At 48.4% G+C, this 22,876-nt stretch carries 17 protein-coding genes; 13 read left to right on the top strand and 4 right to left on the bottom strand.

Annotated elements, in window-relative coordinates:
• Window positions 1-309 precede the first annotated feature (309 nt).
• On the top strand, window positions 310-1,872 hold the full coding sequence (locus CVU71_10805) for a hypothetical protein (GenBank protein PKN18006.1): 1,563 nt from the start codon (window positions 310-312) through the stop codon (window positions 1,870-1,872).
• A gap of 104 nt (window positions 1,873-1,976) precedes the next feature.
• Here CVU71_10805 and CVU71_10800 read toward each other — a convergent pair whose 3' ends face one another.
• Complete coding sequence (locus tag CVU71_10800; protein ID PKN18005.1) at window positions 1,977-3,089, bottom strand: hypothetical protein; 1,113 nt, start codon at window positions 3,087-3,089, stop codon at window positions 1,977-1,979.
• A 247-nt stretch (window positions 3,090-3,336) separates the two neighbouring features.
• On the bottom strand, window positions 3,337-3,687 hold the full coding sequence (locus CVU71_10795) for an RNA-binding protein (protein PKN18004.1): 351 nt from the start codon (window positions 3,685-3,687) through the stop codon (window positions 3,337-3,339).
• 465 nt (window positions 3,688-4,152) lie between these two features.
• Between CVU71_10795 and CVU71_10790 the strand changes: the two genes are divergently transcribed.
• The 7 genes from CVU71_10790 (at window position 4,153) to CVU71_10760 (ending at window position 14,937) form a co-directional block, all read left to right on the top strand.
• Window positions 4,153-5,421: an acyl-CoA dehydrogenase gene (locus CVU71_10790; GenBank protein PKN18003.1), complete on the top strand. Its 1,269-nt coding sequence runs from the start codon at window positions 4,153-4,155 to the stop codon at window positions 5,419-5,421.
• Between the two features lie 792 nt (window positions 5,422-6,213).
• A complete protein-coding gene (gene acs, locus CVU71_10785; protein PKN18002.1) occupies window positions 6,214-8,184 on the top strand; it encodes an acetate--CoA ligase in 1,971 nt (656 codons plus the stop codon).
• A gap of 122 nt (window positions 8,185-8,306) precedes the next feature.
• On the top strand, window positions 8,307-9,077 hold the full coding sequence (locus CVU71_10780) for an electron transfer flavoprotein subunit beta (protein PKN18001.1): 771 nt from the start codon (window positions 8,307-8,309) through the stop codon (window positions 9,075-9,077).
• Window positions 9,078-9,099: 22 nt separating this feature from the next.
• Window positions 9,100-10,071, top strand: coding sequence for an electron transfer flavoprotein subunit alpha (locus tag CVU71_10775; GenBank protein ID PKN18000.1), 972 nt, complete (start codon window positions 9,100-9,102; stop codon window positions 10,069-10,071).
• Window positions 10,072-10,170: 99 nt separating this feature from the next.
• Complete coding sequence (locus CVU71_10770) at window positions 10,171-12,351, top strand: iron-sulfur-binding reductase (protein ID PKN17999.1); 2,181 nt, start codon at window positions 10,171-10,173, stop codon at window positions 12,349-12,351.
• Window positions 12,352-12,457: 106 nt separating this feature from the next.
• Complete coding sequence (locus tag CVU71_10765; GenBank protein PKN17998.1) at window positions 12,458-13,240, top strand: crotonase; 783 nt, start codon at window positions 12,458-12,460, stop codon at window positions 13,238-13,240.
• 50 nt (window positions 13,241-13,290) lie between these two features.
• Window positions 13,291-14,937, top strand: coding sequence for a 2,3-bisphosphoglycerate-independent phosphoglycerate mutase (locus CVU71_10760; protein PKN17997.1), 1,647 nt, complete (start codon window positions 13,291-13,293; stop codon window positions 14,935-14,937).
• Window positions 14,938-14,998: 61 nt separating this feature from the next.
• On the opposite strand, the gene CVU71_10755 is transcribed toward CVU71_10760, so the two are convergent.
• The gene (locus CVU71_10755) at window positions 14,999-16,513 is read right to left on the bottom strand and encodes a hypothetical protein (protein ID PKN17996.1); all 1,515 of its coding nucleotides are present in this window, start codon (window positions 16,511-16,513) and stop codon (window positions 14,999-15,001) included.
• Window positions 16,514-16,942: 429 nt separating this feature from the next.
• Between CVU71_10755 and CVU71_10750 the strand changes: the two genes are divergently transcribed.
• The 5 genes from CVU71_10750 to CVU71_10730 all read left to right on the top strand — a co-directional run bounded on the left by CVU71_10750 (window position 16,943) and on the right by CVU71_10730 (window position 21,529).
• Complete coding sequence (locus tag CVU71_10750; GenBank protein PKN17995.1) at window positions 16,943-17,791, top strand: bifunctional methylenetetrahydrofolate dehydrogenase/methenyltetrahydrofolate cyclohydrolase FolD; 849 nt, start codon at window positions 16,943-16,945, stop codon at window positions 17,789-17,791.
• A 94-nt stretch (window positions 17,792-17,885) separates the two neighbouring features.
• On the top strand, window positions 17,886-18,701 hold the full coding sequence (locus CVU71_10745; protein PKN17994.1) for a hypothetical protein: 816 nt from the start codon (window positions 17,886-17,888) through the stop codon (window positions 18,699-18,701).
• A complete protein-coding gene (locus CVU71_10740) occupies window positions 18,698-19,540 on the top strand; it encodes a hypothetical protein (GenBank protein ID PKN17993.1) in 843 nt (280 codons plus the stop codon). Before CVU71_10745 ends, CVU71_10740 begins: the two co-directional genes overlap by 4 nt.
• Before the next feature lie 160 nt (window positions 19,541-19,700).
• Window positions 19,701-20,513: a hypothetical protein gene (locus tag CVU71_10735; protein ID PKN17992.1), complete on the top strand. Its 813-nt coding sequence runs from the start codon at window positions 19,701-19,703 to the stop codon at window positions 20,511-20,513.
• A 50-nt stretch (window positions 20,514-20,563) separates the two neighbouring features.
• Window positions 20,564-21,529: a hypothetical protein gene (locus CVU71_10730; GenBank protein ID PKN17991.1), complete on the top strand. Its 966-nt coding sequence runs from the start codon at window positions 20,564-20,566 to the stop codon at window positions 21,527-21,529.
• A 61-nt stretch (window positions 21,530-21,590) separates the two neighbouring features.
• Here CVU71_10730 and CVU71_10725 read toward each other — a convergent pair whose 3' ends face one another.
• On the bottom strand, window positions 21,591-22,859 hold the full coding sequence (locus tag CVU71_10725; GenBank protein ID PKN17990.1) for a hypothetical protein: 1,269 nt from the start codon (window positions 22,857-22,859) through the stop codon (window positions 21,591-21,593).
• Window positions 22,860-22,876 lie beyond the last annotated feature (17 nt).

Genomic DNA, 22,876 nt, shown 5'->3' with positions numbered 1-22,876 from the left:
TTGTTAATCTGAAGGTTGTAAGCGGCGATCAGTGACGCGAAACAGGCAGCGAACAATGAGGGAGAGGTGTTAACCGTTCCCGATGTGACATGCGCAAATAGTCCCCAGAGCCTGATGAATGAATCGTTGCTTGATTATCCGAAACCATTAAGAAGTTGTTTTTTTCGCCATCGCCGGGTTTACGCAGTTTTGCAAAAGGCCTCCGTCTGTTGATGCAGGAATAACCGAAGGGCCTTTGCTGTTCCAGTTTGATCATCAAATCTGATTTGCTTTTTTAGAGTATCCATTTTTTTAGCGACTATCTGTTTCATGGGGAAGGGAAGACGTTGGACCGGACCATCTACTGAAATATTAAATGAGATATTGGAGGTAGTGCTTATGAAAAAATTCTTCAACAATTTAAAGTTGGGCAAGAAGATGCTCCTGTCGCCGCTGGTTGTTTTTACTTTTCTTATCATTTTAGCCGGTGGTACTTTCTCCAGTTTCTGGACACTGAAAGGTTCGATTGATGATATTTATAATAACCGTTTCAAAGGCTATCAGAACAGCTCGAAGATTGTTCATGATGTATCCAATGTGAACGGCAATATATACAAGGTTTTTAACATGATCAACTGGACCCAGGATCCGCAGGAGATTTCGGACATGTCCAAGAAGCTTATCGCCACCATGCAGGAAGATGTGGGGTTGATCAATAAGATACTGGCTTCTCCCGGACTCCGCCCGGAGGAAAAGAAGCTGTACAATGCGGTACTGGCGAATCTTCTCGAGTATCAGCAGGCGGCCTTAAAACTTCTGGAACTTGCCACAGGCGATTCAACGTCCTCGTTTCAAACCGTGTCAGCCGGTATGCTTACCGATAAAAAGTATGCTGCATTAAATAAGAGTTTGTCTGAGCTGCTGACTTATGAAAACAAGCTGGGTAAAGACACGTACGATTCGTCTGTGACCGGCTTTTACGCTACCCTGACCGTTTTTGTCGTGGTTTTCATTATTTCCATCATATTGTCTTACATTATTACCATGGTCATCACGCGATTGATCTTGAATCCCATCAAAGAGACCATCAGCGTTTTAGGCCGTCTGGCCGAAGGGGATCTGACTCAAAACATCGGATCGGAATCAAGCGATGAAATAGGCGATCTGATTAATTCGGTCAATACGGTGAGCAGCAAGATGAATAATGCCGTGGGGCATGCGCTTCAGGTATCGGAGGTTTTGACGGATTCATCGTCTAAAGAAGCGGCGTCTATCGAGGAAACTTCCGCGTCACTGGAAGAAATTGCGTCGATGATCAAGCAAAATGCCACGAACACGGATGAAGCAAATCGTCTTCTGCGATTTGCAAAAGAAGCAATACATAAGGCAAATGATTCGATGGCGGAATTGACCAGCTCCATGAAAGAAATAAACAAGGCGAGCGAGCAGACGCAAAAGATAGTCAAGAGCATCGATGAAATTGCTTTTCAGACAAACCTGCTTGCTTTGAATGCGTCTGTGGAAGCGGCGCGCGCAGGAGAAGCCGGTGCGGGATTTGCCGTTGTGGCCGACGAAGTCAGAAATCTGGCTATGCGCGCTACGGAATCCGCCCATAGTTCATCGGCTCTGATTCAGGATATTGTCAGCAAGGTAAAGAATGGAGAAAGCCTGGTTAATGTAACCAGCGGAGCCTTCGGTCAGGTGACGTCCAGTTCGGACAAGGTTGCCGATCTGATGGAAAATATTTCAATAGCTTCTCAGGAACAGTCTCGAGGAATTGATCAGGTCAATATTGCCATTGCGGAAATGAATATATCCACTCAACAGAATGCCGGGAATGCGGAAAGTCTGTCATCCATTATGTCCATGTTTAAAACGGCGGACGGGTCATAAACGGTAAAGGAGATTGCCTGCACCACCGGATGCTTCCTCCGGCCTGGTTTTAAGGGTGATGGCTTTGCCGTTTCGCATGCCACTATGTCCGGAGACTACTTACTTTAAGGCGGAGGAAGAGCAACCACCCGGTTCCGTCCTTGCTGTTTGGCCATGTAAAGAGCCTGATCAGCGCCATTGATAATGGAATCCGATCTTGAGTTGAAGTTCGGAATACAGGAGTTGACACCCGCGCTGATGGTTGCCCGGACCTTCTCCCCCTGATGATCGATGGTCACTGGTTCGATCTTATATTTAGCCTTTTCCGCAAGCTGGAAAGCATGATCCGTATCAATGCCCGGGAGTAATACGATGAACTCTTCTCCTCCGTACCGGGCCACAATGTCTGAACCCCTTTGAAAAACAGAGGTCAGCGTTTCAGCTATTTTCTTCAAATACTCATCCCCGACCTGATGACCGAAGGTGTCATTAATCTTTTTGAAATAATCAATATCGAAAATGATAACGGAAAGTATGCTGTTATCGCGTCCCGACCGCTTCCATTCTTTTTCAAATGCATCATTAAAAAACCGCCGGTTATAAATACCGGTCAACGCATCCGTATTGCTGAGCTGCGCTAATTCCAGGGATTTTAATTCCAGAAGATATTCATTTTCCAGAGCATCCCAGTATTCGCGGTTTCCTCTCAAGGCGATAAGCACCATGTAAATCGAATATAAAACAGTCATGATGGCCAGAGGTATATTTAACCCACTTGCCAACATGATGATGGTGGCTGGCATCAGCATGGATATGTTGAAAATGATGGAAAGCCGCCAGTTTGGGATAAAAGCAACCACACCTCCTGCGCACAGACCGCAAATGCAGACGATCATTAGCGTTTGTGTAATATATTCTCCTTTTTGGAGTATGATCGGGGCATAGGCTATCCCCCAGACCAAGGCGGTGGCAATGACGCTTGCAAAAAAAATGTTTTTATTTAATGTTTCGTAATGTTCCCCCATTTTTTTGGAGACGATCAGGTGAAGCAACCGGAAAAGACAAATACCCGTAATGGACAGAAGAAAGATCAGGGTAAAAGTAGCGTGTCTTGAATAATAATTCTCGGGGAAGATAACAATAAATGCCAGCAGGATATAAAATATAATGCCAATCGTAGAACGTTTTTTTAAATCATGGATCACTCTTTTATTCGTTATGTTGCGTTCAAATGTCATGAATTCCCTGTCATGTGCATGATGGCGTAAACCCCTTGTTCAAGGGACCTATTTTTTAACATATCCAGGATATGGCTGCAAGATAATAAGATTTAAGATATGATTCACTCGGTCGACGTTCGGGCAACCTCAGGTGTTCCGGGATAATTGGTCAGCTTTCCCCCGGACTGTTTGAAAAAAAGAGCAGAAGGTTATTGTTGAAAAGCCTTCTGCTCTTTTTTAGCTGTAATTCTATTTTGAGAAGATATTAGTATCTGCCGCCACGGTTTCCACCACCGCCGCTACGGTTTCCACCGCCACGGTATCCGCCGCCACCGCCGCGGTTTCCACCGCCGCCTGCGCCGAATTCCTTCTTCGGTCTGGCTTCGTTGACTGTAATGGCCTTACCGTCCAGCATGCCGCCATTAAACTTCTGAATGGCCGCCGTGGCTCCTTCTTCCGTTTTCATTTCGACAAAGCCGAATCCTTTGGACTGTCCGGTAAATTTGTCTTTAATAATTGCCGCGGAGGCGACTTCTCCCGCTTCCGCAAAGTTTGTCTTCAGGTCTTCATCTGTAACCTTGAAAGACAGGTTGCCGACATACAAGTTCTTGTTCATTTTTAGCTCCCTTTCTCTATGCCGGTGATCTGGCATATGTTAAACCTTCATTCCCCCGCGGGGTTCCACAAAGCATCGTCATCACCCCCATCCAGCTCCTGATTGAGAAGGAAGGTTGAAGGGAGGGCCTATATGCCTCACCTCCAGACAGTTGCATCTGCCTGGTTTATCGATACCGCCTGCAAATTTTCTTGATTATGTTGTCATCGCAGGACGGTAAACAAAAAACCACCAGGACGAAAAGCGGTTCCGGTGGTTGCGTCTCATTGATTAAAAAATGGTCAGTATTCTAAAAAACAGCACGCTCTATCTTTTATAGTGGTCATAATGTCGGAGAATAGTCAAGCGGGATTTTTGTGTTGAAGCCATCATTAATTATTCGTGTCAGGATGCTTTTCTGTTATAATCCCCGAAAATTTGCGGCGGGATAGTGCTAAAACCGCCGTCTAAATAAGGGAGGAAGCCATGTTTGAGTATATGTTAACAAAGGAGCAGCTCAAAATCCGGGACGAAGCACGTGATTTTGTCAAGGGTATTCCACGCCAGATGATTCTGGACATGGATACGGACACCATCAAATTCCCAAAAGAATTTTTACGCCAGGCCGCGCAAAGAAATCTAATGGGTTGCCGCTATCCTAAAAAATGGGGCGGCAGGGCTATGGATTGGGTGACCACCTGTATGGTTATGGAAGAGGTTGGTGTGATCGGTTATGAATTTGCCTGCGTCTTCGGTGTAGGGGCAGAACTGGTTTGCGACGCCATTATTCTGCATGGCACGGATGAGCAAAAGGAAAAGTACGTTAAACCGCTTTTGCGCGGTGATTTGTTTGCGGCGGAGTGTCTGACCGAGCCGCGCGGCGGATCGGATTTCTTCGGAGCGACGACCAAGGCCGAGGACTGCGGGGATTACTATCTGCTGAACGGCCAGAAAAGGTTTATTGTCGGCGGGGAAGGTGCGGACTTTTTTCTTGTCTATGCTAAAACTCATCCTGATGCCAAACCTCAGGATGCTATCACCTGTTTTATTGTTGATCGGACGGAAGGGGTTGAGGTTAAATATCTATATGGTCTCATGGGCTGCCGCGGTGGCGGGACGGGCCGGATCATTTTCAAAGATGTCAAGGTCCCCAAGGCTAATGTCGTCGGGAAAGTCCAGGGGGCCAATGCGGTATTCAACACCATGATGATTCCCGAAAGACTGGGGACGGCAGCCATGACTATCGGCGCGGCGCGCCCGGCGTTGGAAGTTGCCACCGGTTATACCTCCCGGCGGAAAGCTTTTGGTCAGGTTATCAATACGTTTGAAGGCGTCAGTTTTCAGATTGCTGAGGCGGTGATGCTGCTGGATGCGGCGCGCGCCATGGCTTATGCGACGGCCCGAGCGGTGGATGAGCACGCGGATATGAATCTCATCCGCCGGATGGTTTCGCAAAGTAAAAAATTCATCACGGAGTCCTGTCAGAAAGTGGTGCACAATTCCATGCAGGTCATGGGCGGAATTGGTTATACGAATGTTTTTCCCATCGAGCGCATTTACAGGGATGTCCGTCTGGCTTCGATCTGGACAGGCACCAGCGAAGTCATGTCTATGATTACCGCACATGAGTGGTATCGCGAATATTCCCGTGAAAAGGTCAAACAGAAAACGCGTGATTGTGAAATGGATGCGCCCGAGGCATCCGATGACGAAAAAATATATAATGATGAAGATATGTGGCGCAAGGGCTGGTAGGCAGGACTTCCCGGCGCAATCGCAATAATATGGGTTAAAGGTTTGCACTTGTAAAATGCCGGAAGGAAGAAAATTATGGGATATCACATTGACATCAATGAAGAGTTGATCGGGACTGGTGATTTATCTTCATGATGCAATAGAACAATGCCTCGATGGACTTTTATCCACGAACGTCGTTCGCCTTCTATCCTGTTTATATAATTGTATATTACTGAATGTGGAGACCTGTCCCGCAGTGCTTAGTCAGCGCTCATTTCCGGTCTAAATAATTCTTGACAGGAGGTCTGGATTAAGGTAGGGGAATCCGCAAGGATATATTGACTTGCGGTCAAACTTTGACCTCATGTTTATAAATCAGTTAGATTCAATACTTTCAGCACTTTGCAAAAAGTGGCACCCCGTTTGAAATTTGAGTAACTGGGGTAAGTAGTTAATTATTTAGCGAAAAAGTGACGCAGGCGAGCTTTCTCGGGCGCTTCGCGGCTTAAGGTAAAAAATATTTTTAAAGTGTTCACAGATGGCGGTGCACACCTCAACTCCAGTGAGTTAGTTTAACTCATTGCGCACCTTAAGCATACCGGGCGCTCATGCTTGCAAGCTTATTCCCGGTTAATCCATGGCATTATAAAAACGTGCTCGGTTACTGCGGAAAATAAGCAGCGGCGATGTTTCAGAAATATTGTGTAATAAGAAGGGGTTCCTTGAGTTAAATTAGCAGGTTATTTTTTATGGCGAAACGTCAGGCAAACGTTTAAAAATACAAAATTTAAAACTAGGAGGATAGTTAACATGGCGGATGCAAAAGTTCAGTTAAAGGAAATATATCCGATCCCGGAAGCGGCAAAAAAGAAAGCCTGGATCAGCGGAAGAGAAGCGTACGACAAAATGTGGAAACGTTCAGTTGAAGAACCTGAAGCATTCTGGGCGGAAATCGCCGAGCAGCAGGTGACTTGGTTCAAAAAATGGGACAAAGTTATGGATTACAACTTTGACATTAAAAAAGGTCCCATCTTTGTGAAATTTTTCGAAGGTGCAAAGCTCAACGTTTCTTATAACTGCCTTGACCGTCACCTGGAAAAACGCGCCAATCAGGTTGCTATTCAGTGGGAAGGCAATGAACCCGGCGAAGAAAGGGCAATCACCTATAAGCAGCTGCATGAAGAAGTCTGCAAGTTTGCCAATGTTCTGAAGGCTCAGGGCGTTCAGAAGGGCGACCGCGTTTGCCTTTATATGCCGATGGTTCCCGAATTGGGCATCGCCGCTCTGGCCTGCTCACGCATCGGCGCTGTTCATTGTATCGTTTTCGGCGGATTCAGCGCTGACGCTCTGCGTGACAGAATTGTCAACGGTGAAGCAAAGGTTCTGGTTGTATGCGACGGTACCTTCCGCGGCAACAAGGCTGTTCCCCAGAAAGCCACTGCCGATGAAGCAATGCCTTCCTGCCCGTCGATTAAGTCCGTGATCGTCGTCAACAGAGTCGGCGACAAAATCAAGTGCGAAATGACTCCCGGCCGTGACAAATGGTATCATGAAGAAATGGCCAAGGCCTCTGCAGTATGCGAACCCGAATGGATGGATGCTGAAGATCCTCTGTTCATCCTTTATACGTCAGGTTCCACCGGGCAGCCCAAGGGCGTTATGCACACCACGGGCGGCTATCTGGTATACGGCTCCTATACCCATAAAATCGTTTTCGATTATCATGAAGGCGACATCTACTGGTGCACCGCCGACCTGGGCTGGGTCACCGGTCACACCTATATTCTTTACGGGCCTCTGTGCAACGGCGCAACATCCGTCATGTTCGAAGGCGTTCCGAATTACCCGACCTACAGCCGTTTCTGGCAGGTGGTTGAAAAATACAAAGTTAACATTTTCTACACCGCTCCGACCGCTATCCGCGCCATTGCGAAGGAAGGCGATGATTTCGTGAAGAAGTGCGACATCTCTTCGCTGCGCACACTCGGCACCGTCGGCGAGCCGATCAACCCCGAAGCCTGGAACTGGTATTACAACCTGATCGGCCGTGGTGAATGCCCGATCGTGGATACCTGGTGGCAGACTGAGACCGGCGGTATCCTGATCACCCCGCTGCCCGGCGCCATTGACATCAAACCCGGTATGGCCACTCTGCCCTTCTTCGGCGTGCAGCCCGTACTGGTTGACGATGAAGGCAAAGAATTTACCGACACGATCGCCAGCGGCGCACTGTGCATTAAAGTTCCCTGGCCCGGCATCATGAGAGGCGTCTTTGGCGATCCCAAGCGTTTCCAGGAAACCTATTTTGAACAGTTCCCCGGCTACTATGTGACCGGCGACGGCTGCCGCCGTGACAAAGACGGTTACTATCAGATCACCGGCCGTATCGATGACGTTATCAATGTTTCCGGTCACCGTATGGGTACCGCCGAAGTGGAAAGCGCGCTGGTTGCTCACGCGGCCGTTGCGGAAGCCGCAGTTGTCGGCATGCCTCATGACATCAAAGGTCAGGGCATTTACGCTTACGTGACCCTGAAAACCGGCGTCGAGAAAACCGACGCTCTGAAGAAAGAACTGATCGCTCATGTCCGCGTAGTTATCGGACCCATCGCAACGCCCGACAAGATTCAGTGGGCTGATGGTCTTCCCAAAACACGCAGCGGCAAGATCATGAGAAGAATTTTGAAGAAAGTCGCCGCCAACGACGTCAGCAATCTGGGCGATACCAGCACGCTGGCTGATCCGTCCGTGGTTGACGATATCGTTAAAAACAGACTGTAGTGCCGACGCCCGGTTCCCTCCGATAGGGAATCGGGCGTTTTTATAGAATAGTAGCAGCAGAAAATTTTAAATGCACGGTTCGCCCTAGATGCGCGACGTGCAGGAGAAGGAGGTTTTTAACAGTGAATATTATTGCATGCGTGAAGCAAGTGCCGGACACCGAAGCACAGATCAAGGTTAAAGCTGACGGATCAGGCATCGAGGAAGGCCAAATCAAGTGGGTCATGAATCCCTATGACGAATTTGGTGTGGAAGAAGCATTAAAGCTGAAAGAGAAAAATGGCGGCGATGTCACGGTCGTTTGCGTCGGTCCCGCAAGGGCCATGGAAACCATCCGGACGGCTCTGGCCATGGGTGCCGACAAGGGCGTGCACATCTGTGATCCCGCTTTTGACAGCGCGGACGCGTTTGTTGTTGCCAATGCTCTGGCCGCAGTGATTAAAACTCTGCCCCATGACATTATCTTCTGCGGACAGCGCGCCATCGATGATGACTCAGGTCAGGTCGGTTCCATGCTGGCTGAAGCCCTGAATCTGCCGCAGTTAACTCTGGTCACTAAGCTGGATTTTGCCGGTTCCTCCGTCAAAGTGATCCGCCCGATTGAAGGCGCACAGCTTCTGATTGAAACGGCTCTCCCCTGCGTTGTTACCTGTCAGAAGGGCCTCAATGAACCGCGTTACGCGTCGCTGCCTGGCATCATGAAAGCGAAAAAGAAACCGGTTGATGTGAAAAACGCCGCCGCCGTTGGCACTGCCACCGACGCGAAAGCCAAAGTAGCCAAAACCGTTCCGCCTCCGGCCAGACCTCCCGGAAAGATCATCTGTGGAGATGAGCCCGCGCAAAAGGCGGCGGAACTGGGCCGGTTACTCAGAGAAGAAGCAAAAGCTATTTAATTAAGAAGCGGAGGAATGAAAAATGGCAAAAGGAGTCATGATAGTAGCAGAACAGCGGGACGGCGCGCTCAGGAAAATCAGCCTGGAACTGGCCTCGACAGCCCGCAAGCTTGCCGACCAGACCGGCGATGAAGTCAGCGCCATTCTGCTTGGTTCAGGTATAGAAGGTTTGGCCGCGGAGCTCGGCAAGTACGGTGTGGATAAGGTTTTTGTGGGCGACAATGCCGCCATGGAACCTTACATCACCGAAGCGCACGCCGCCGTGGTCGCCAAAGTGGTTAAAGAAAATGATCCGGCAATCCTGCTTTTGGGCGCGTCGGTTCAGGGCAAAGATCTGTCTTCCCGCGTGGCCGCTAAATTAGCCACGGGTCTCGCCACAGATTGTACGGATGTAAAGCTTGACGGCGGACAGTTCGTCGCCATCCGTCCCATGTATGCAGGAAAGTGCTTTGGCGAAATCGTCACCGGCTCAACGCCGGCAATGGCATCACTTCGTCCCAATGTGTTCCCGGCAGCTGAAAACGCCAAAGCCGGCGCGGTTGTGAAAGTGGATGCGGCGGTTGACGCACAGAAGAGCAAAGTTCTGGAAGTGCAAAAAGACACCAGCGGTAAAGTTGATTTGACGGAAGCCAATGTGATTGTCTCCGGCGGCCGTGGGATGAAAGGCCCCGAAGGCTATGCAATCCTCGAAGAACTGGCCGATGTGCTTAAGGGCACGGTTGGTGCGTCGCGCGCGGCAGTTGATGCCGGCTGGCGTCCGCAGAAAGATCAGGTCGGACAGACCGGTAAGGTCGTTTCACCGAACCTGTACATCGCGTGCGGTATTTCCGGCGCGATTCAGCATCTGGCTGGCATGAGCTCATCCAAATGCATCGTTGCGATCAACAAGGATGCGGAAGCTCCCATCTTCACGAAAGCGGATTACGGTGTGGTTGATGATCTGTTCAAGGTCGTTCCCGAGTTGACAGCAGTTTGCAAGAAACTGGTTGCATAAAAAGTATAAGGTCTTTGCCTCGGAGCACGGGGCAAAGACCTTGTTTTCGGATCTGGTTATTTAGACGAGATTTTTCCCTCAAGTTATGTTGGAGGATCAATGAAAGAACATGCATTTTACATAGGTAGAGAAGGCCGCGAGGTTTTCTGGAACATTCCACTGCCAGCGTTTGAGATTATCCTTTTTGCTCTAACGGGCGCTGCTCTGGCCATTATGGCTTTTGGCATCTATCGTCGCTGGTTGATGTGGAAAGCCATGGGCAAACCGGAGATGCGCCTGGACAATATCAACGAAAGAGTGAAGACGGCCCTCCGGGAGATTTTTCTGCAGGAAAAAGTCCTGAAGGATACCTATCCCGGGATTATGCACGCTTTAATCTTTTTTGGCTTTTTTGTTTTGATTTTTGGCGCCGCGTTTGACGCTGGACAGCATCACGTCACGGAACCGCTCTTCGGTTGGACATTCCTGAAAGGCAACTTCTATTTAGGGTTTTCTTTCCTGATGGATTTGTTCGGATTGGCTGTTCTTGCCGGTGTGGTCATCGCCCTGGACCGCCGGTTTGTGAAAAAGCCTGACCGTCTGGGTTATAAAGGCGAGATAGATAACACCCCGGACGATGTCATTGTCCTCCTGCTCATCGGTGCCATCATTATTACCGGTTTTATCGTAGAAGCGTTGCGTATTTATGTGACCAATCCTCCCTGGGAATACTGGTCTTTTGCCGGCTGGCTTTTGTCCCGCACCTTTACCGGCGTTGATCATGACACTGCCAAATTACTGCATCAAGTGTGCTGGTGGACGCATGCGGTTCTGGGGCTCGGATTTATCGCGTATATTCCTTACTCGCGCCTGATGCATATCATTACCACTCCGGCGAACCATTTCCTCAAGACATCCAAGCCGACCGGTTATGTTGAGCCAATCCGCGATTTCGAAAATGCGGAAGCATTCGGTGTGGGCAAACTTGAAGAGTTCACCTGGAAACAGATTTTTGATTCTGACGCCTGCACCCGTTGCGGACGCTGCCAGGACGGTTGTCCGGCTTATCTGACCGGCAAACCTCTGTCTCCTAAAAAGATAGTTCAGGATATCAAAACACATTGGCTGGAAAATTGTCCTGATCCCCTGATGGCGAAGGTGGTTGCGAAACTGCCGGATCCCCTGAATGGCATGATAGCTGCCAAACTGCCAGGTAACGCCATTGAGGGCGAAGCCCCGGCTGAAGGAGAAGCAACAGGAAAAGCGCTGGTTGGAGAAGTGATCGACCTGCACGAACTGTGGTCCTGCACCAACTGCATGTATTGTATGGAACACTGTTCAGCATCGATTGAACATGTGCCAAAGATTATTGATATGAGACGGTATAAGGTTCTGACTGAAGCGGACTTTGCTCCGGAACTGCAGTTGACCTGCCGTAACATGGAAAATAACTCCAATCCCTGGGGCATCGGTGCGCATTTGCGTGGCGATTGGGCCAAAGAAATGGGGATCAAGACACTTGCTGAAGATCCCAATGTTGAGTATCTTTTCTATGTCGGTTGTTCGGGTTCGTTTGATGACCGCGGCAAGAAAATTTCCATCGCTTTTGCGAAAATTCTTCAGGAAGCGGGCGTCAGCTTCGGTATTCTGGGTAACGAAGAAGGTTGCTGCGGTGATTCCGCGATGCGTGCCGGTAATGAGTACCTCTTCCAGACGCTGGCTCAGACCAATATTGACCTGATGAACGGCTACGGCGTAAAGAAAATTATCGCTATCTGTCCGCATGGCTACAATTGTTTGAAGAAAGATTATCCGAATTTCGGCGGCAATTTTGAAGTTTATCACCACACGGAAATCATTTCGCAACTGATCGGCCAGCATAAAATCAGACTGACGCAGCCGCTGTCGGGTACGTTTGTGTATCACGATTCCTGCTTCCTCGGTCGTTATAACAATATTTACACCGAACCCCGCAGGATTCTGCGATCCATCCCCGGCATCCAAGTTGTTGAAATGGAACGCAATCTGGATAAGAGCTTCTGCTGCGGCGCCGGTGGTGCGAGAATGTGGATGGAAGAAGATATCGGAGAACGTATTAACAACGCGCGCACCAAGCAGGCGATTGCCGTCAAGGCCGATACGATTGCCGTGGGCTGTCCGTTCTGCCTGACCATGATGTCCGACGGCATCAAGGACAATCAGATGACGGAAACAATGCAAGCCTGGGATCTGGCAGAACTGGTCGTCAAGGCCATGGGTAAGGAAGAAGTTAAGCCACCCGTAGATACTTGTGCGGTATAAGAATCAGACTGAAGGCTGAAGGCCATTAGGCTGAAGGATATTTCATTGAAGCCCCTTGTCCGAGCCGGACAAGGGGCTTTTTCATAAACAACATCGGGAGAATTCTATGGACTATAAACATATCCTTTTGGAGGTAAATGATGGTATTGCCAGGATTACGTTTAATCGCCCCAAGGTGTTAAACGCGATGAGTTATGATGTGATGAGTGAACTGTCCTGCGCGCTGAATGAGTGCGACACCAACGAAGCCGTCAAGGCCCTGGTCCTGACCGGTGCGGGAGAGAAAGCTTTTGTGGCGGGCGCGGATATTTCACAAATGCAGAATTCCACACTGGTTGAGATTATGAAATTGATGGAACTGGGGCAGCAAACGCTCCGTTTTCTGGAGACGATGGGCAAACCGTCGATTGCCGCCGTGAATGGCTTTGCGCTGGGTGGCGGTACGGAAATCGCCATGGCCTGCGACATTCGTATTGCTTCGGAAAATGCCATGTTTGGCCAGCCGGAAATTTTAATCGGTATTCTTCCCGGCTGGGGCGGCACACAGCGACTGCCCAGGCTGGTCGGAATGGGGATTGCCAAGGAATTAATCCTGAGCGGTGGCCAGATTAACGCTCAACGGGCTTATGAGATCGGACTGGTCAACAAAGTGGTGCCGCTGGCCAATCTTCTGGAGGAGGCGGATAAACTGGGTAAAAAATTCACCGCACTGCCGGGATTTGCTCTGAAGATGGCGAAAAACGCAATGAACTTCGGTTTTGATATGCCCTTGGAAGGCGGTGTGAAACTGGAACTCTCGGCAATTTCACAATGTTTCAGTACGCAGGATCAGAAGGAAGGCATGAAGGCGTTTCTGGAAAAGAGAAAACCCACATTTATAGGTAAATAGGCTGAAGACCGAAGGCTGAAGGCTGAAGGATTAGAGGAAGGAATATATCAATGTTATTAAAACTTAAGAAATTAAAATCCTTTCAGGGCAGAAAAGGCCCTCTGCTGTTGATCATCATGGACGGCATAGGCTTGGGCAAAGCGGATGAAACGAATGCTGTTTACAAAGCTCATACACCCAATCTGGATCAATTGTTCAAATCCGATCTTTTCACCAGGCTCGCGGCCCATGGTACAGCAGTCGGACTGCCCTCGGATGATGACATGGGGAACAGCGAGGTCGGGCACAATGCCATCGGGGCCGGGAGGGTCTTTGACCAGGGCGCCCGACTTGTCAATTCGGCGCTCAAAACGGGAAGGATCTTTCAGTCCGGTGTCTGGGATAATATTGTGAAGCAATCTCAAAATGGTGGAACGATCCATTTCATCGGGCTGCTTTCCGACGGGAATGTCCATTCCCACATTGAACAGTTATTTATTATGATCGACAAATGCGCCGAGCTGAATTTAAGCAAGGTCAGAATCCATGCCCTTCTGGACGGAAGGGATGTGGGAGAGAGGACGGCGCTTGATTACATTAAACCGACAGAGGAGAAACTAAAAGACATATCGCAGCAGAAAGGCCTTGATTACGCCATCGCTTCAGGCGGCGGACGCATGAAGGTAACCATGGACCGGTACAATTCCGACTGGAGTATCGTGAAGAGGGGATGGGATGCCCATGTTCTGGGAGAGGGGAGGAAGTTTCCATCCGCTTCTGAGGCCGTGACAACCTTTTACGAGGAAGACCCGAAGGCCACCGATCAGTATCTGCCGGCATTTGTTATCGCCGATGGTTCGGGGACGCCCGTTGGGGCGATCAAAGACGGGGATGCCGTGATCTTTTTCAATTTCCGGGGTGATCGCGCCATAGAGATATCCAGAGCATTTTCCGAGAAGGAATTCTCTGAATTCGAAAGAGGTCCTCTTCCAGACATATTCTATGCGGGAATGATGGAATATGACGGGGATGCCCATATCCCTCCCCATTTTCTGGTGCAACCTCCGGCGATCGACCATGTCATCAGCGAGTACCTTTGTGCGGCAAAGGTAAAAACCTTTGCCGTATCCGAAACCCAGAAATTCGGTCATGTGACTTACTTCTGGAACGGTAACCGTTCCGGCTATATCGACGCATCACTGGAAAAATATGTGGAGATCCCTTCCGACCGCATTGAGTTTGACCGCGCCCCGCAGATGAAGGCAAAAGAGATAACAGATGCCGTCATTGATCTGCTCAGGAGCCGCCATTACAGATTCGGAAGGCTGAATTTTCCGAATGGTGACATGGTCGGGCATACAGGTCAGATGGATGCAGCCATAGTTGCAGTGGAGACAGCGGATCGCTGCGTGGGAGAATTGCTGGATGTCATAAAGGAGATAGGCGGCATTGCCGTCATCACCGCAGACCATGGTAATGCGGATGAAATGTTTACGATAGACAAGAAGGGGACGAAATCGGTAAAGACCGCGCACAGCCTGAATCCGGTTCCCTTTATCATTTATGATCCCCTGTATCAGGGCGAATATCATATGGCGGATGTCCGGGAAAAAGGTCTGTCCAATATCGCGGCGACACTTCTTAATCTTCTGGGTTTTGAGAAACCGCCGGAGTATGATCCGTCATTGATAGAAATGGTGTCTGCCGGGAAGTCATAAATTCCGAAATGGATTCAGCTAAAAAGGGGATTGTCCCGCAGGTCAGGATAATCTATTGAAATCATTCGAAGGACGCTACAAATTCCACTTCGCGTGGCACTTTATAAGGAGATAGATACATTTTGCAGTGACGGATCATTTCTTTTTCATCCGGATGAAGTCCGCTGCGTAAAACAATCTGAGCTTTCACCACTTCGCCGCGCATCAAGTCTTCTTTGCCTGATACACGTGAGTTCAGCACAGCCGGATGCATTTCCAGCACCATTTCCACTTCGCGCGGATAGACATTAAAGCCGCTGGTGATGATCATTCTTTTCTTACGGCCCGTCAGGAAAATATAATTTTCCTCGTCCATTCTGCCCAGATCTCCGGTATAAAGCCAGCCGTCCCTGATTACTGAAGCGGTGGCCATGTCATCTTTATAGTAGCCCTTCATGACGTTTTCGCCCCGGACAATTACTTCTCCAATTTGATTGCGCGGCAGCTCCCGTCCTTCATCATCAACAATTTTGGCGTCAATGCCGATGAGGGGAGTGCCGATGGAACCGGGTTTGGCGACGCATTCCATCCTGTTGAAAGAACAGCAAGGAGCAGCTTCCGTGAGCCCATAGCCTTCCAGAATACGGACACCGAGCTTTTGCTCAAAAACGGGTATGAATTCGGGAGGCATGGCCGAGCCGCCGGTGACGCAAAGCTTAAGTGAGCTCAAATCATATTTTGCTGCTTTTTCATAAAAGACCATTCCCATATAGAGGCGGGGGACGGCGCAGATATAAGTTATTTTTTCTTTTTCAATAGTGGAGAACAGGCTGTCCATGGTCAACCGATCCATCATGACCGTTGAGCAGCCGGCCTGAATGACGTTGAGCATGTTCACCGTGGCTCCGAAAGAGTGAAACAGGGGAATCAGACAAAGTCCGACATCGTCCGGAGATCGGCGAAATATGGGGTGAACCATGTCGAGCTGCGAGCATAGATTGCGATGAGTAAGGACAGCTCCGAGCGATTTGCCGGTTAATCCCGCCGTATAAATAATCTGGGCCGGATCATCAGGGTTAATGGCCTCTGCCCGGAGATTATCTTTACGGACGGTCATATGGGGATCCTTGTCGATGTGAATCTCTCCTGAGTCAATGACGCAGGTGGAATGACACGACGAAATTTGATCTTTGATTTCCCGGTATTTTTTTTCTCCTGACGGATAAGTGATGAGAATCTTTGCGTCGCTGTTATTCAAAAGATAGCATAGTTCGGCTGATGTAGACGAGGTATTCAGTAAAACGACGACAGCTCCGGATTGGACGACGGCAAAATAGTAATAAACAAATTCAGGAATATTGGGAAGCATGAGGGCTACTTTATCGCCTTTTTCCATTCCCATGCTTTTCAATGACTGCGCGGCAGCCTGAACGGCTGATTGCAATTGCCTGTAGGTAACGCGTTGGTTGTCAGAAATCAGGACAGGCCGGTCAGCGTATTTTTGAACAGATTCTTCTAAAAGCCGGGCTAGAGTAATCGTCTTTATATTCTCCTGTAAGTTTTGCCGTTCCTTAACAAAGAATACATTTTTTTTCAAGCGGATATCGATTTGAATGGCGTTATTTCAAGGGGTGTCAACTTCTTTTTACTTGCCAGTGCCTTGTTTTTACTTTATGATTCCCCCCGTTCGTAAGAAGTAGTGATAAATATTGGGATTGACGCAAAGTTTTAAAAAATAAGCATCTCCTGCGGGAGTGCAGAAGGTTTTGAAGATTACAGGGGTGTTAAAATAGCGATAACAGTGGACCAGGCTTGTTGCCAGGTGCGCCGGGTTTGTAGCACACACCGGCGCACCTTCTGTTTGTAACCTGTTTTTCATTTTGTAAATTAAAGGATTTTAATCCCGCTGTTGCGGGACGCGCGTTAATTCGCCGCAGCTTGTTGTGATATGAAGCGTTCATTTGAACGCCTCGACAGTTTGCTGCGAGGTGGTTGATTAAAAATAAAGACTATGGGAAGGTAAGGCATGTCAATTATCATAGATGGCAACAAGATAGCGCAGGACATCCGTAGCGCGGTTCGTGAAGAAACTCGGGCGTTCAAGGCGAAAACAGGTATTGTCCCCGGTTTGGCGGTTGTGCTGGTTGGCGAAGACCCGGCATCGCAGGTTTACGTGGGAAGAAAGGCCAAAGCCTGCGCGGAAGTCGGCTTTCTGTCGCGCGAGTATAAATTGCCCGTTGATGCAAGCGAAGAGAAGCTCTTGGCGTTAATCAACGATCTGAATCAGGATCCGCTCATCCATGGCGTTCTGGTTCAACTTCCGCTGCCCGGGCATATTGCCACCGATAAAATCATTGCGGCAATTGATCCGCACAAAGATGTGGATGGTTTTCACCCTTATAATGTGGGCGGTCTGGTTACCGGCTCGCCGCTGTTTGTTCCCTGCACGCCTCGCGGCATCATGGAATTAATAACCCGAACCGGTATTGAACTTTCCGGAAAGGACGCGGTCGTTGTCGGACGCAGCAACATTGTCGGCAAACCCATGGCGCTTCTGCTTCTGGCACAAAACGCGACGGTCACGATGTGCCATTCCAAAACAAAAGATCTGCCGGTGGTAACCTCGCGGGCCGATGTGCTGATTGCCGCCGTGGGAAAACCGCACATGATTAAGGCGAACATGGTTAAAGAAGGCGCGGTCGTTATAGACGTCGGTGTCAACCGCCTGGAAAACGGCAAGCTGGCCGGCGATGTCGCTTTTGATGAGGTTGCTGCCAAGGCATCCTATATCACGCCCGTGCCCGGCGGTGTGGGGCCGATGACCATCGCCATGCTGATGAAAAATACTCTGGATGCGGCAAAAATGGCCCGATAGAACCGAAAAAGACGACAGGCGCTCAGTCATTGAGGCTTTTGCAACAATATGACGGTCACGCTTTAACGCCGTTCAAGAGATTGGGGAATAGTAAGTGAAGACGAGCATTATCATTTGTTTTTATGAAAAGACGGACTATCTGAAATGCTGTCTTGATTCCCTTAAAAGCTGCAAAGATGATTTTGATGAAGTGGTTGTTGCAGACGATGGTTCCAGCGAGACGGCAGTAAATGAAGTGAAGAAGCTTGCCGGGCATTATCCTTTCCCGGTTGTTCATGCCTGGTATCCCCGGGACGGTGCCCGCCGTGCCGCGTGCCGAAATAACGGGATCCGGCATGCTACCGGCGATTATCTGATTTTTCTGGATGCCGATTTTGCCGTTCTGCCTCGTGCGATAAAAAGTCATGTCGACGCGGCCAGGCCCGGGTGGTTTGCAGCCGGCCGATGTAAATATTCAACAGAAGAGCAGGCCCGAAAAATATTTTCCGGCCCGATTTCTCCTGATTTACTGGAAAACATATACGCGGAATTACCGGAAGATCCCATTTTGAAGGAACATCGTGAATTTGTCCGTTATGGAATTTTGCGGAAGCTGCGGCTGGCATCTGCCCGGAAGCAGACTTTCGGCGGCCATTTTTCCATTCACAAAAAGGATATTGAATCGGTTAATGGGTATGATGAAAACTATGTCGGTTGGGGCGGTGAGGATCAGGATATTGCTTTGCGTTTAGTGATGGCGGGATTTCGCGGCGCTTCGGTGATTAAAAGCTCCCGGATGCTGCATCTCTGGCACCCGAAGGCCATGGGAGACAAGCACTGGCGTGAAGGCCAAAACACGGAATATTTTTTTCGGAAGAAAATTCCCGTATTTTGTGAAAATGGATTGAATAAGAAAGATTTCGGAAAATGAAAACCTTAAAAGAAATTGCTAAAAAAATTCCGGGACAGCTGTTTGATTCTTTCAGAGGAGGAAATGACTCGGAGACAGGGGAGAATGTTTCCATCGGGATCACCACATTTGGAAACCGCTTCGATCGTTATTTTGTTCCTTTACTGTCCCGGCTGAAAGAGTACGCGCCGGAAACCGAAGTCATCGTTGCGATCAACGGCGAGCATGAGCAGGCATTTGATGAAGTTTATCGCAGACGGATCTTAGAGTTTGCTGCCTGCCATAAAAAAATCTACCCTGTCATGTTTCCTCAGTTCAGAGGGTTATCGAAGTTATGGAACAGTATTATCATCAATGCCTCTCACGACTACATTCTTCTGATTAATGATGATATTATGATTAATGATGCTTCATTTATGAACAGTATCTGCCTGGCCATCAGAAAAAACAAGGGTCGATCCTTCCTGATTAATAAATCGTGGTCACATTTTCTGATCAGCAGGGCGGAAATTGACGAATTAGGGTATTTTGATGAACGGCTGCTGGGGATCGGTGAAGAAGACGGCGATATGACATGGCGGTATATCTCCCATTTCGGAAGAGAGATGAACAGTTTTAAAATGAAAAGTTTTATCAATTACGCCGAAGAAACGGTTAATACCTATAAACCGATCAACATAAAAAGCCATTCAGGGAGCAAGTACAGTCTTTTTAATCGGGAATTTATGTTTAAAGAAAAATATCAACCGGATGCAACAGGTCTCAAAGGAATGTTTGATGAACCGGTCAGGGTAAAAGATCCCGGGAAAGAACAGTATCCAAACGAGCGTTTCTATCACCTGCACAAGAAAGATATATAGTGTTGAAGACCCCGCCTCGATTTTTTCAGTTTTCGAATACGAAATTGATTACACGGTATCGACGGTGAGCAGTTTCATCCAGAAAATTGCAGAATTCTAACATCGAATGTGTTAATAGATTGCCATCAAAATTAAACAATTGTTGCAGAGGAGTTATTTAATGCGTAACTTGATATTTGGCTCGGAAGGGTTCGTTGGTAATCCTTTGGCTGTTTATTTGGAGGAATTGGGTGAAGAAGTTGTGCGCTTCGACATCAAACGTGATGCCTCGGAGGATTTACGTCAGTGCCGTATCGATTTTTCAGGTATCGATCGCGTTTACTTTCTGGCATGGGAGGTGGGAGGCGCCAAGTACCTGTATGAGCAGGACTCGCAATTTCAGCAACTGGATTGGAATCTGAGACTGTTGATCAACGTCATGCCGCAGTTGCAAGCCAGTCAGATCCCGTTTCTTTTTATATCAAGTCAGTTGGCGGAAGAATATGACACGGTATATGGTGTAACCAAGCGGCTGGGTGAAGTATGGACCCATCTGATGAACGGGGTGCGGGTAAGGCTCTGGAATGTTTACGGCCCCCTGGAGAAACCATCGCAGCGCACCCATGTCATCAGTGATTTTGTTCACCAGGCGGTTATCGACAAAAAAATCGTCATGCTGACAACAGGCGATGAAAAACGCCAATTCATTCACATTAATGATGTCTGCCGGGCTTTTCATAAGGCACTCGATATGAATCTTAAGGGTGTTTACGATGTCAGTAGTTTTGAATGGGTCAGTATAATGGATGTTGCCAGGATTATTGCCGAGGCAGCAGGTGCAGAGGTTGTGACCGGTCAGAAAATCGGAGCTACCCCCATTACGCCCATGAAAGGCCGTGTCCCCGGATGGTTGCCGGAAGTAGGTTTGCAGCAGGGTTTGAGCCGTATGGTCAATGAGTTGCAGTCAAACCTGGGTGTGAAAAATATCAGATGATTAAAGCTTGACAGCGGAATCATTCAAAATTGTCAACGGATGGGCCATACATGTTAGCTAGAATTGTTAAAAGTTGGAAAGGACAGGATTTCCTGCGTCAGACACCCGGCGGGAAGGGATTTTGGGACGGCATTCAATTTACTTTCGATCCTGTCGATGAATGTGACGTGCTGATCATGCTCAACAACCAGATGAAGACGGATGTTACCTGCCGCTGTCCCCGGGAAAATGTCTGGGCCATCATGCAGGAACCTTACCTGAAGGGTCACAGTGACTGGATGGCGGAAAGGCATGAAGCTTTTCACAGGGTGTTTTCAAACTACCTTCCTGCGAATCATCCCAAATATGTTGTCTCACACCCCGCTGATCCATGGCATGTAGACAAAACTTTTGATGAGCTGACCACCATCGCCATGCCTTCTAAAGAGAGAGCGGTATCCTGGATTGCCGGAAATCCGAGCGATTTGCCCGGACATTTTAAAAGATTGTCGTTTTTGAATTTTATCCGGAAAGATACTCAACTGGATATTGACTATTATGGACGGGCCATTCGCTTCATTGAAGATAAATGGGACGGGCTGGCGCCTTATAAATATTCCATTGTTTTACAAAATAGCAGCAGTCCGGATTACTGGACGGATATGGTGGCCGATAGTTTCTTGTCCTGGACCATTCCGATTTATTATGGCTGTACGAATCTTGAAGATTACTTTCCTGAGGAATCGTTTATTAGAATCGATATCGATCAACCCCAGCGCAGCCTTGAAATAATCAGACAGGCTGTTCGCGATGACCATTGGGAGAAACGTCTTCCGGCGCTTGAAGAAGCCAGAACGAAAATACTTCATCAGTACCAGTTCTTCCCGCATATGGCAAAATGCATTCACCGTTACGCCTCTCAGTCCGGCATTAAGTCGACCCAGACGATACCGGCGTATCACAGAAGTGCCAAAGCGCAATTGTACCGATATGAATATAAATTAAAAAAAATGATGAAATTCAAATTCGGAACATGAACGGCGGACTATTCATGTCGCCGGCTATCAGCATTTGTTCAATACGCATGAACATGTTTTTTCAGCTGACGGTTTCCGGATGACTCATTTTTTGCGCTTCGCAATATAACAAGGCAATCATTGCAAACAAGACACACAGCGGCGCTTCGAGCAAATGCATGAAAACCTCATTAAAGAGGCCGTAAACAGAGAACAAAATAATAAGCCCCAGACAAAGCTGCCCCGTCAGACGCAGTTCCCGGTTATTGCGTTGTCTTATTCCAGCAAAGCACATCCTGACTCCCTGTATAACGATGAAGATGGACAGTAAGAACCCCACCAAGCCTAAGCGCACGATGAATCCCAGCCAGATATTATGATGAGTATTATATTCAACGGTCTCATTTTTGTATTTCTGCGGTATCTGCGCCCGCAGCGCGTCGTAATCGATGAGCTTCCGGCCCGGGGGAGCGATGCTGAAGCCCGTTCCCGCTACCGGATGTTCTTTGATTATCAGCAATGAAATGTAGTTAATCGTGTATCTTTCGGAATTGGATCCTTTGTCCTCGAATGAACGCACCTGGGCGGAAAAAATGTATAAACTTAGAATCAAAAGCAGGACGACTGCGGACAAAATCTTTTTATTATCCCAGAAGAGCGCAAAAATAACAAAAGGCGAAGCAACCATGAGCGAGCGCATTTGAGTGACAAATAATATTGAGAAAAGTCCCCCAAGACATATAGTTAAAGCGCATTTACCCCAAAGTCCCTCGCCGGTTCTCATCAGATGAACAACAAGCACAACGGCAAATAGGGCCATGAATCCCAGCGGTCCTACCGGAAGCTGATGATGAGGAATGCCCATACGGGCCAAAAAGGAATTTTGGGCCACCACATAAAAATAGTACATGTCGTGCAAACCGGAGATCATGACTGATACGATTATCACCCAGAACAACAGACGGATCTTTGCGCGTGAGTTGAAAAAAATCGTCAACAATAAGAACAACAAAATATACTTTAACAGATGACTGCGAATATCGTGGATACTGGCACCGACATCGAGGGCCCAGAATAATCCGATAACCGCCCATCCGGCAAAGAGTGCAAACGGCAGGGTAAGGGGAGTTTTTAAAAAGCTCCAGTCGCGGTATCGGTAAAAATAAAAAAGCAACAGAACGACGGCTGAGTAAAAGCTTGCTTCACGTATTGCCGTAACATGAGGAAAGGGATTAAGTGCGACATTTAATAAGACGAGGAAAGGGACGACTTTTCCCCATAAGGCACTTTCCCATTTTGCCGGTTGGTCGAGACAGATGCCTCCCACACGGAGGGGAGCAATAGTTTGCATACCCAATTCCTTTTCTT

The organism is Deltaproteobacteria bacterium HGW-Deltaproteobacteria-6 (assembly GCA_002840435.1).
Classification (GTDB): Bacteria; Desulfobacterota; Syntrophia; order Syntrophales; family Smithellaceae; genus UBA8904.
The sequence above is the reverse complement of the archived record's forward strand: the minus strand, read 5'-3'. Positions and strand labels throughout refer to the sequence as shown.

Coding starts and splice junctions, on each gene's coding strand:
- CVU71_10805 (PKN18006.1), top strand. CDS start 310: ATGGGGAAGGGAAGACGTTGGACCGGACCATCTACTGAAATATTAAAT.
- CVU71_10800 (PKN18005.1), bottom strand. CDS start 3,089: ATGACATTTGAACGCAACATAACGAATAAAAGAGTGATCCATGATTTA.
- CVU71_10795 (PKN18004.1), bottom strand. CDS start 3,687: ATGAACAAGAACTTGTATGTCGGCAACCTGTCTTTCAAGGTTACAGAT.
- CVU71_10790 (PKN18003.1), top strand. CDS start 4,153: ATGTTTGAGTATATGTTAACAAAGGAGCAGCTCAAAATCCGGGACGAA.
- acs (PKN18002.1), top strand. CDS start 6,214: ATGGCGGATGCAAAAGTTCAGTTAAAGGAAATATATCCGATCCCGGAA.
- CVU71_10775 (PKN18000.1), top strand. CDS start 9,100: ATGGCAAAAGGAGTCATGATAGTAGCAGAACAGCGGGACGGCGCGCTC.
- CVU71_10770 (PKN17999.1), top strand. CDS start 10,171: ATGAAAGAACATGCATTTTACATAGGTAGAGAAGGCCGCGAGGTTTTC.
- CVU71_10765 (PKN17998.1), top strand. CDS start 12,458: ATGGACTATAAACATATCCTTTTGGAGGTAAATGATGGTATTGCCAGG.
- CVU71_10760 (PKN17997.1), top strand. CDS start 13,291: ATGTTATTAAAACTTAAGAAATTAAAATCCTTTCAGGGCAGAAAAGGC.
- CVU71_10750 (PKN17995.1), top strand. CDS start 16,943: ATGTCAATTATCATAGATGGCAACAAGATAGCGCAGGACATCCGTAGC.
- CVU71_10740 (PKN17993.1), top strand. CDS start 18,698: ATGAAAACCTTAAAAGAAATTGCTAAAAAAATTCCGGGACAGCTGTTT.
- CVU71_10735 (PKN17992.1), top strand. CDS start 19,701: ATGCGTAACTTGATATTTGGCTCGGAAGGGTTCGTTGGTAATCCTTTG.
- CVU71_10730 (PKN17991.1), top strand. CDS start 20,564: ATGTTAGCTAGAATTGTTAAAAGTTGGAAAGGACAGGATTTCCTGCGT.
- CVU71_10725 (PKN17990.1), bottom strand. CDS start 22,859: ATGCAAACTATTGCTCCCCTCCGTGTGGGAGGCATCTGTCTCGACCAA.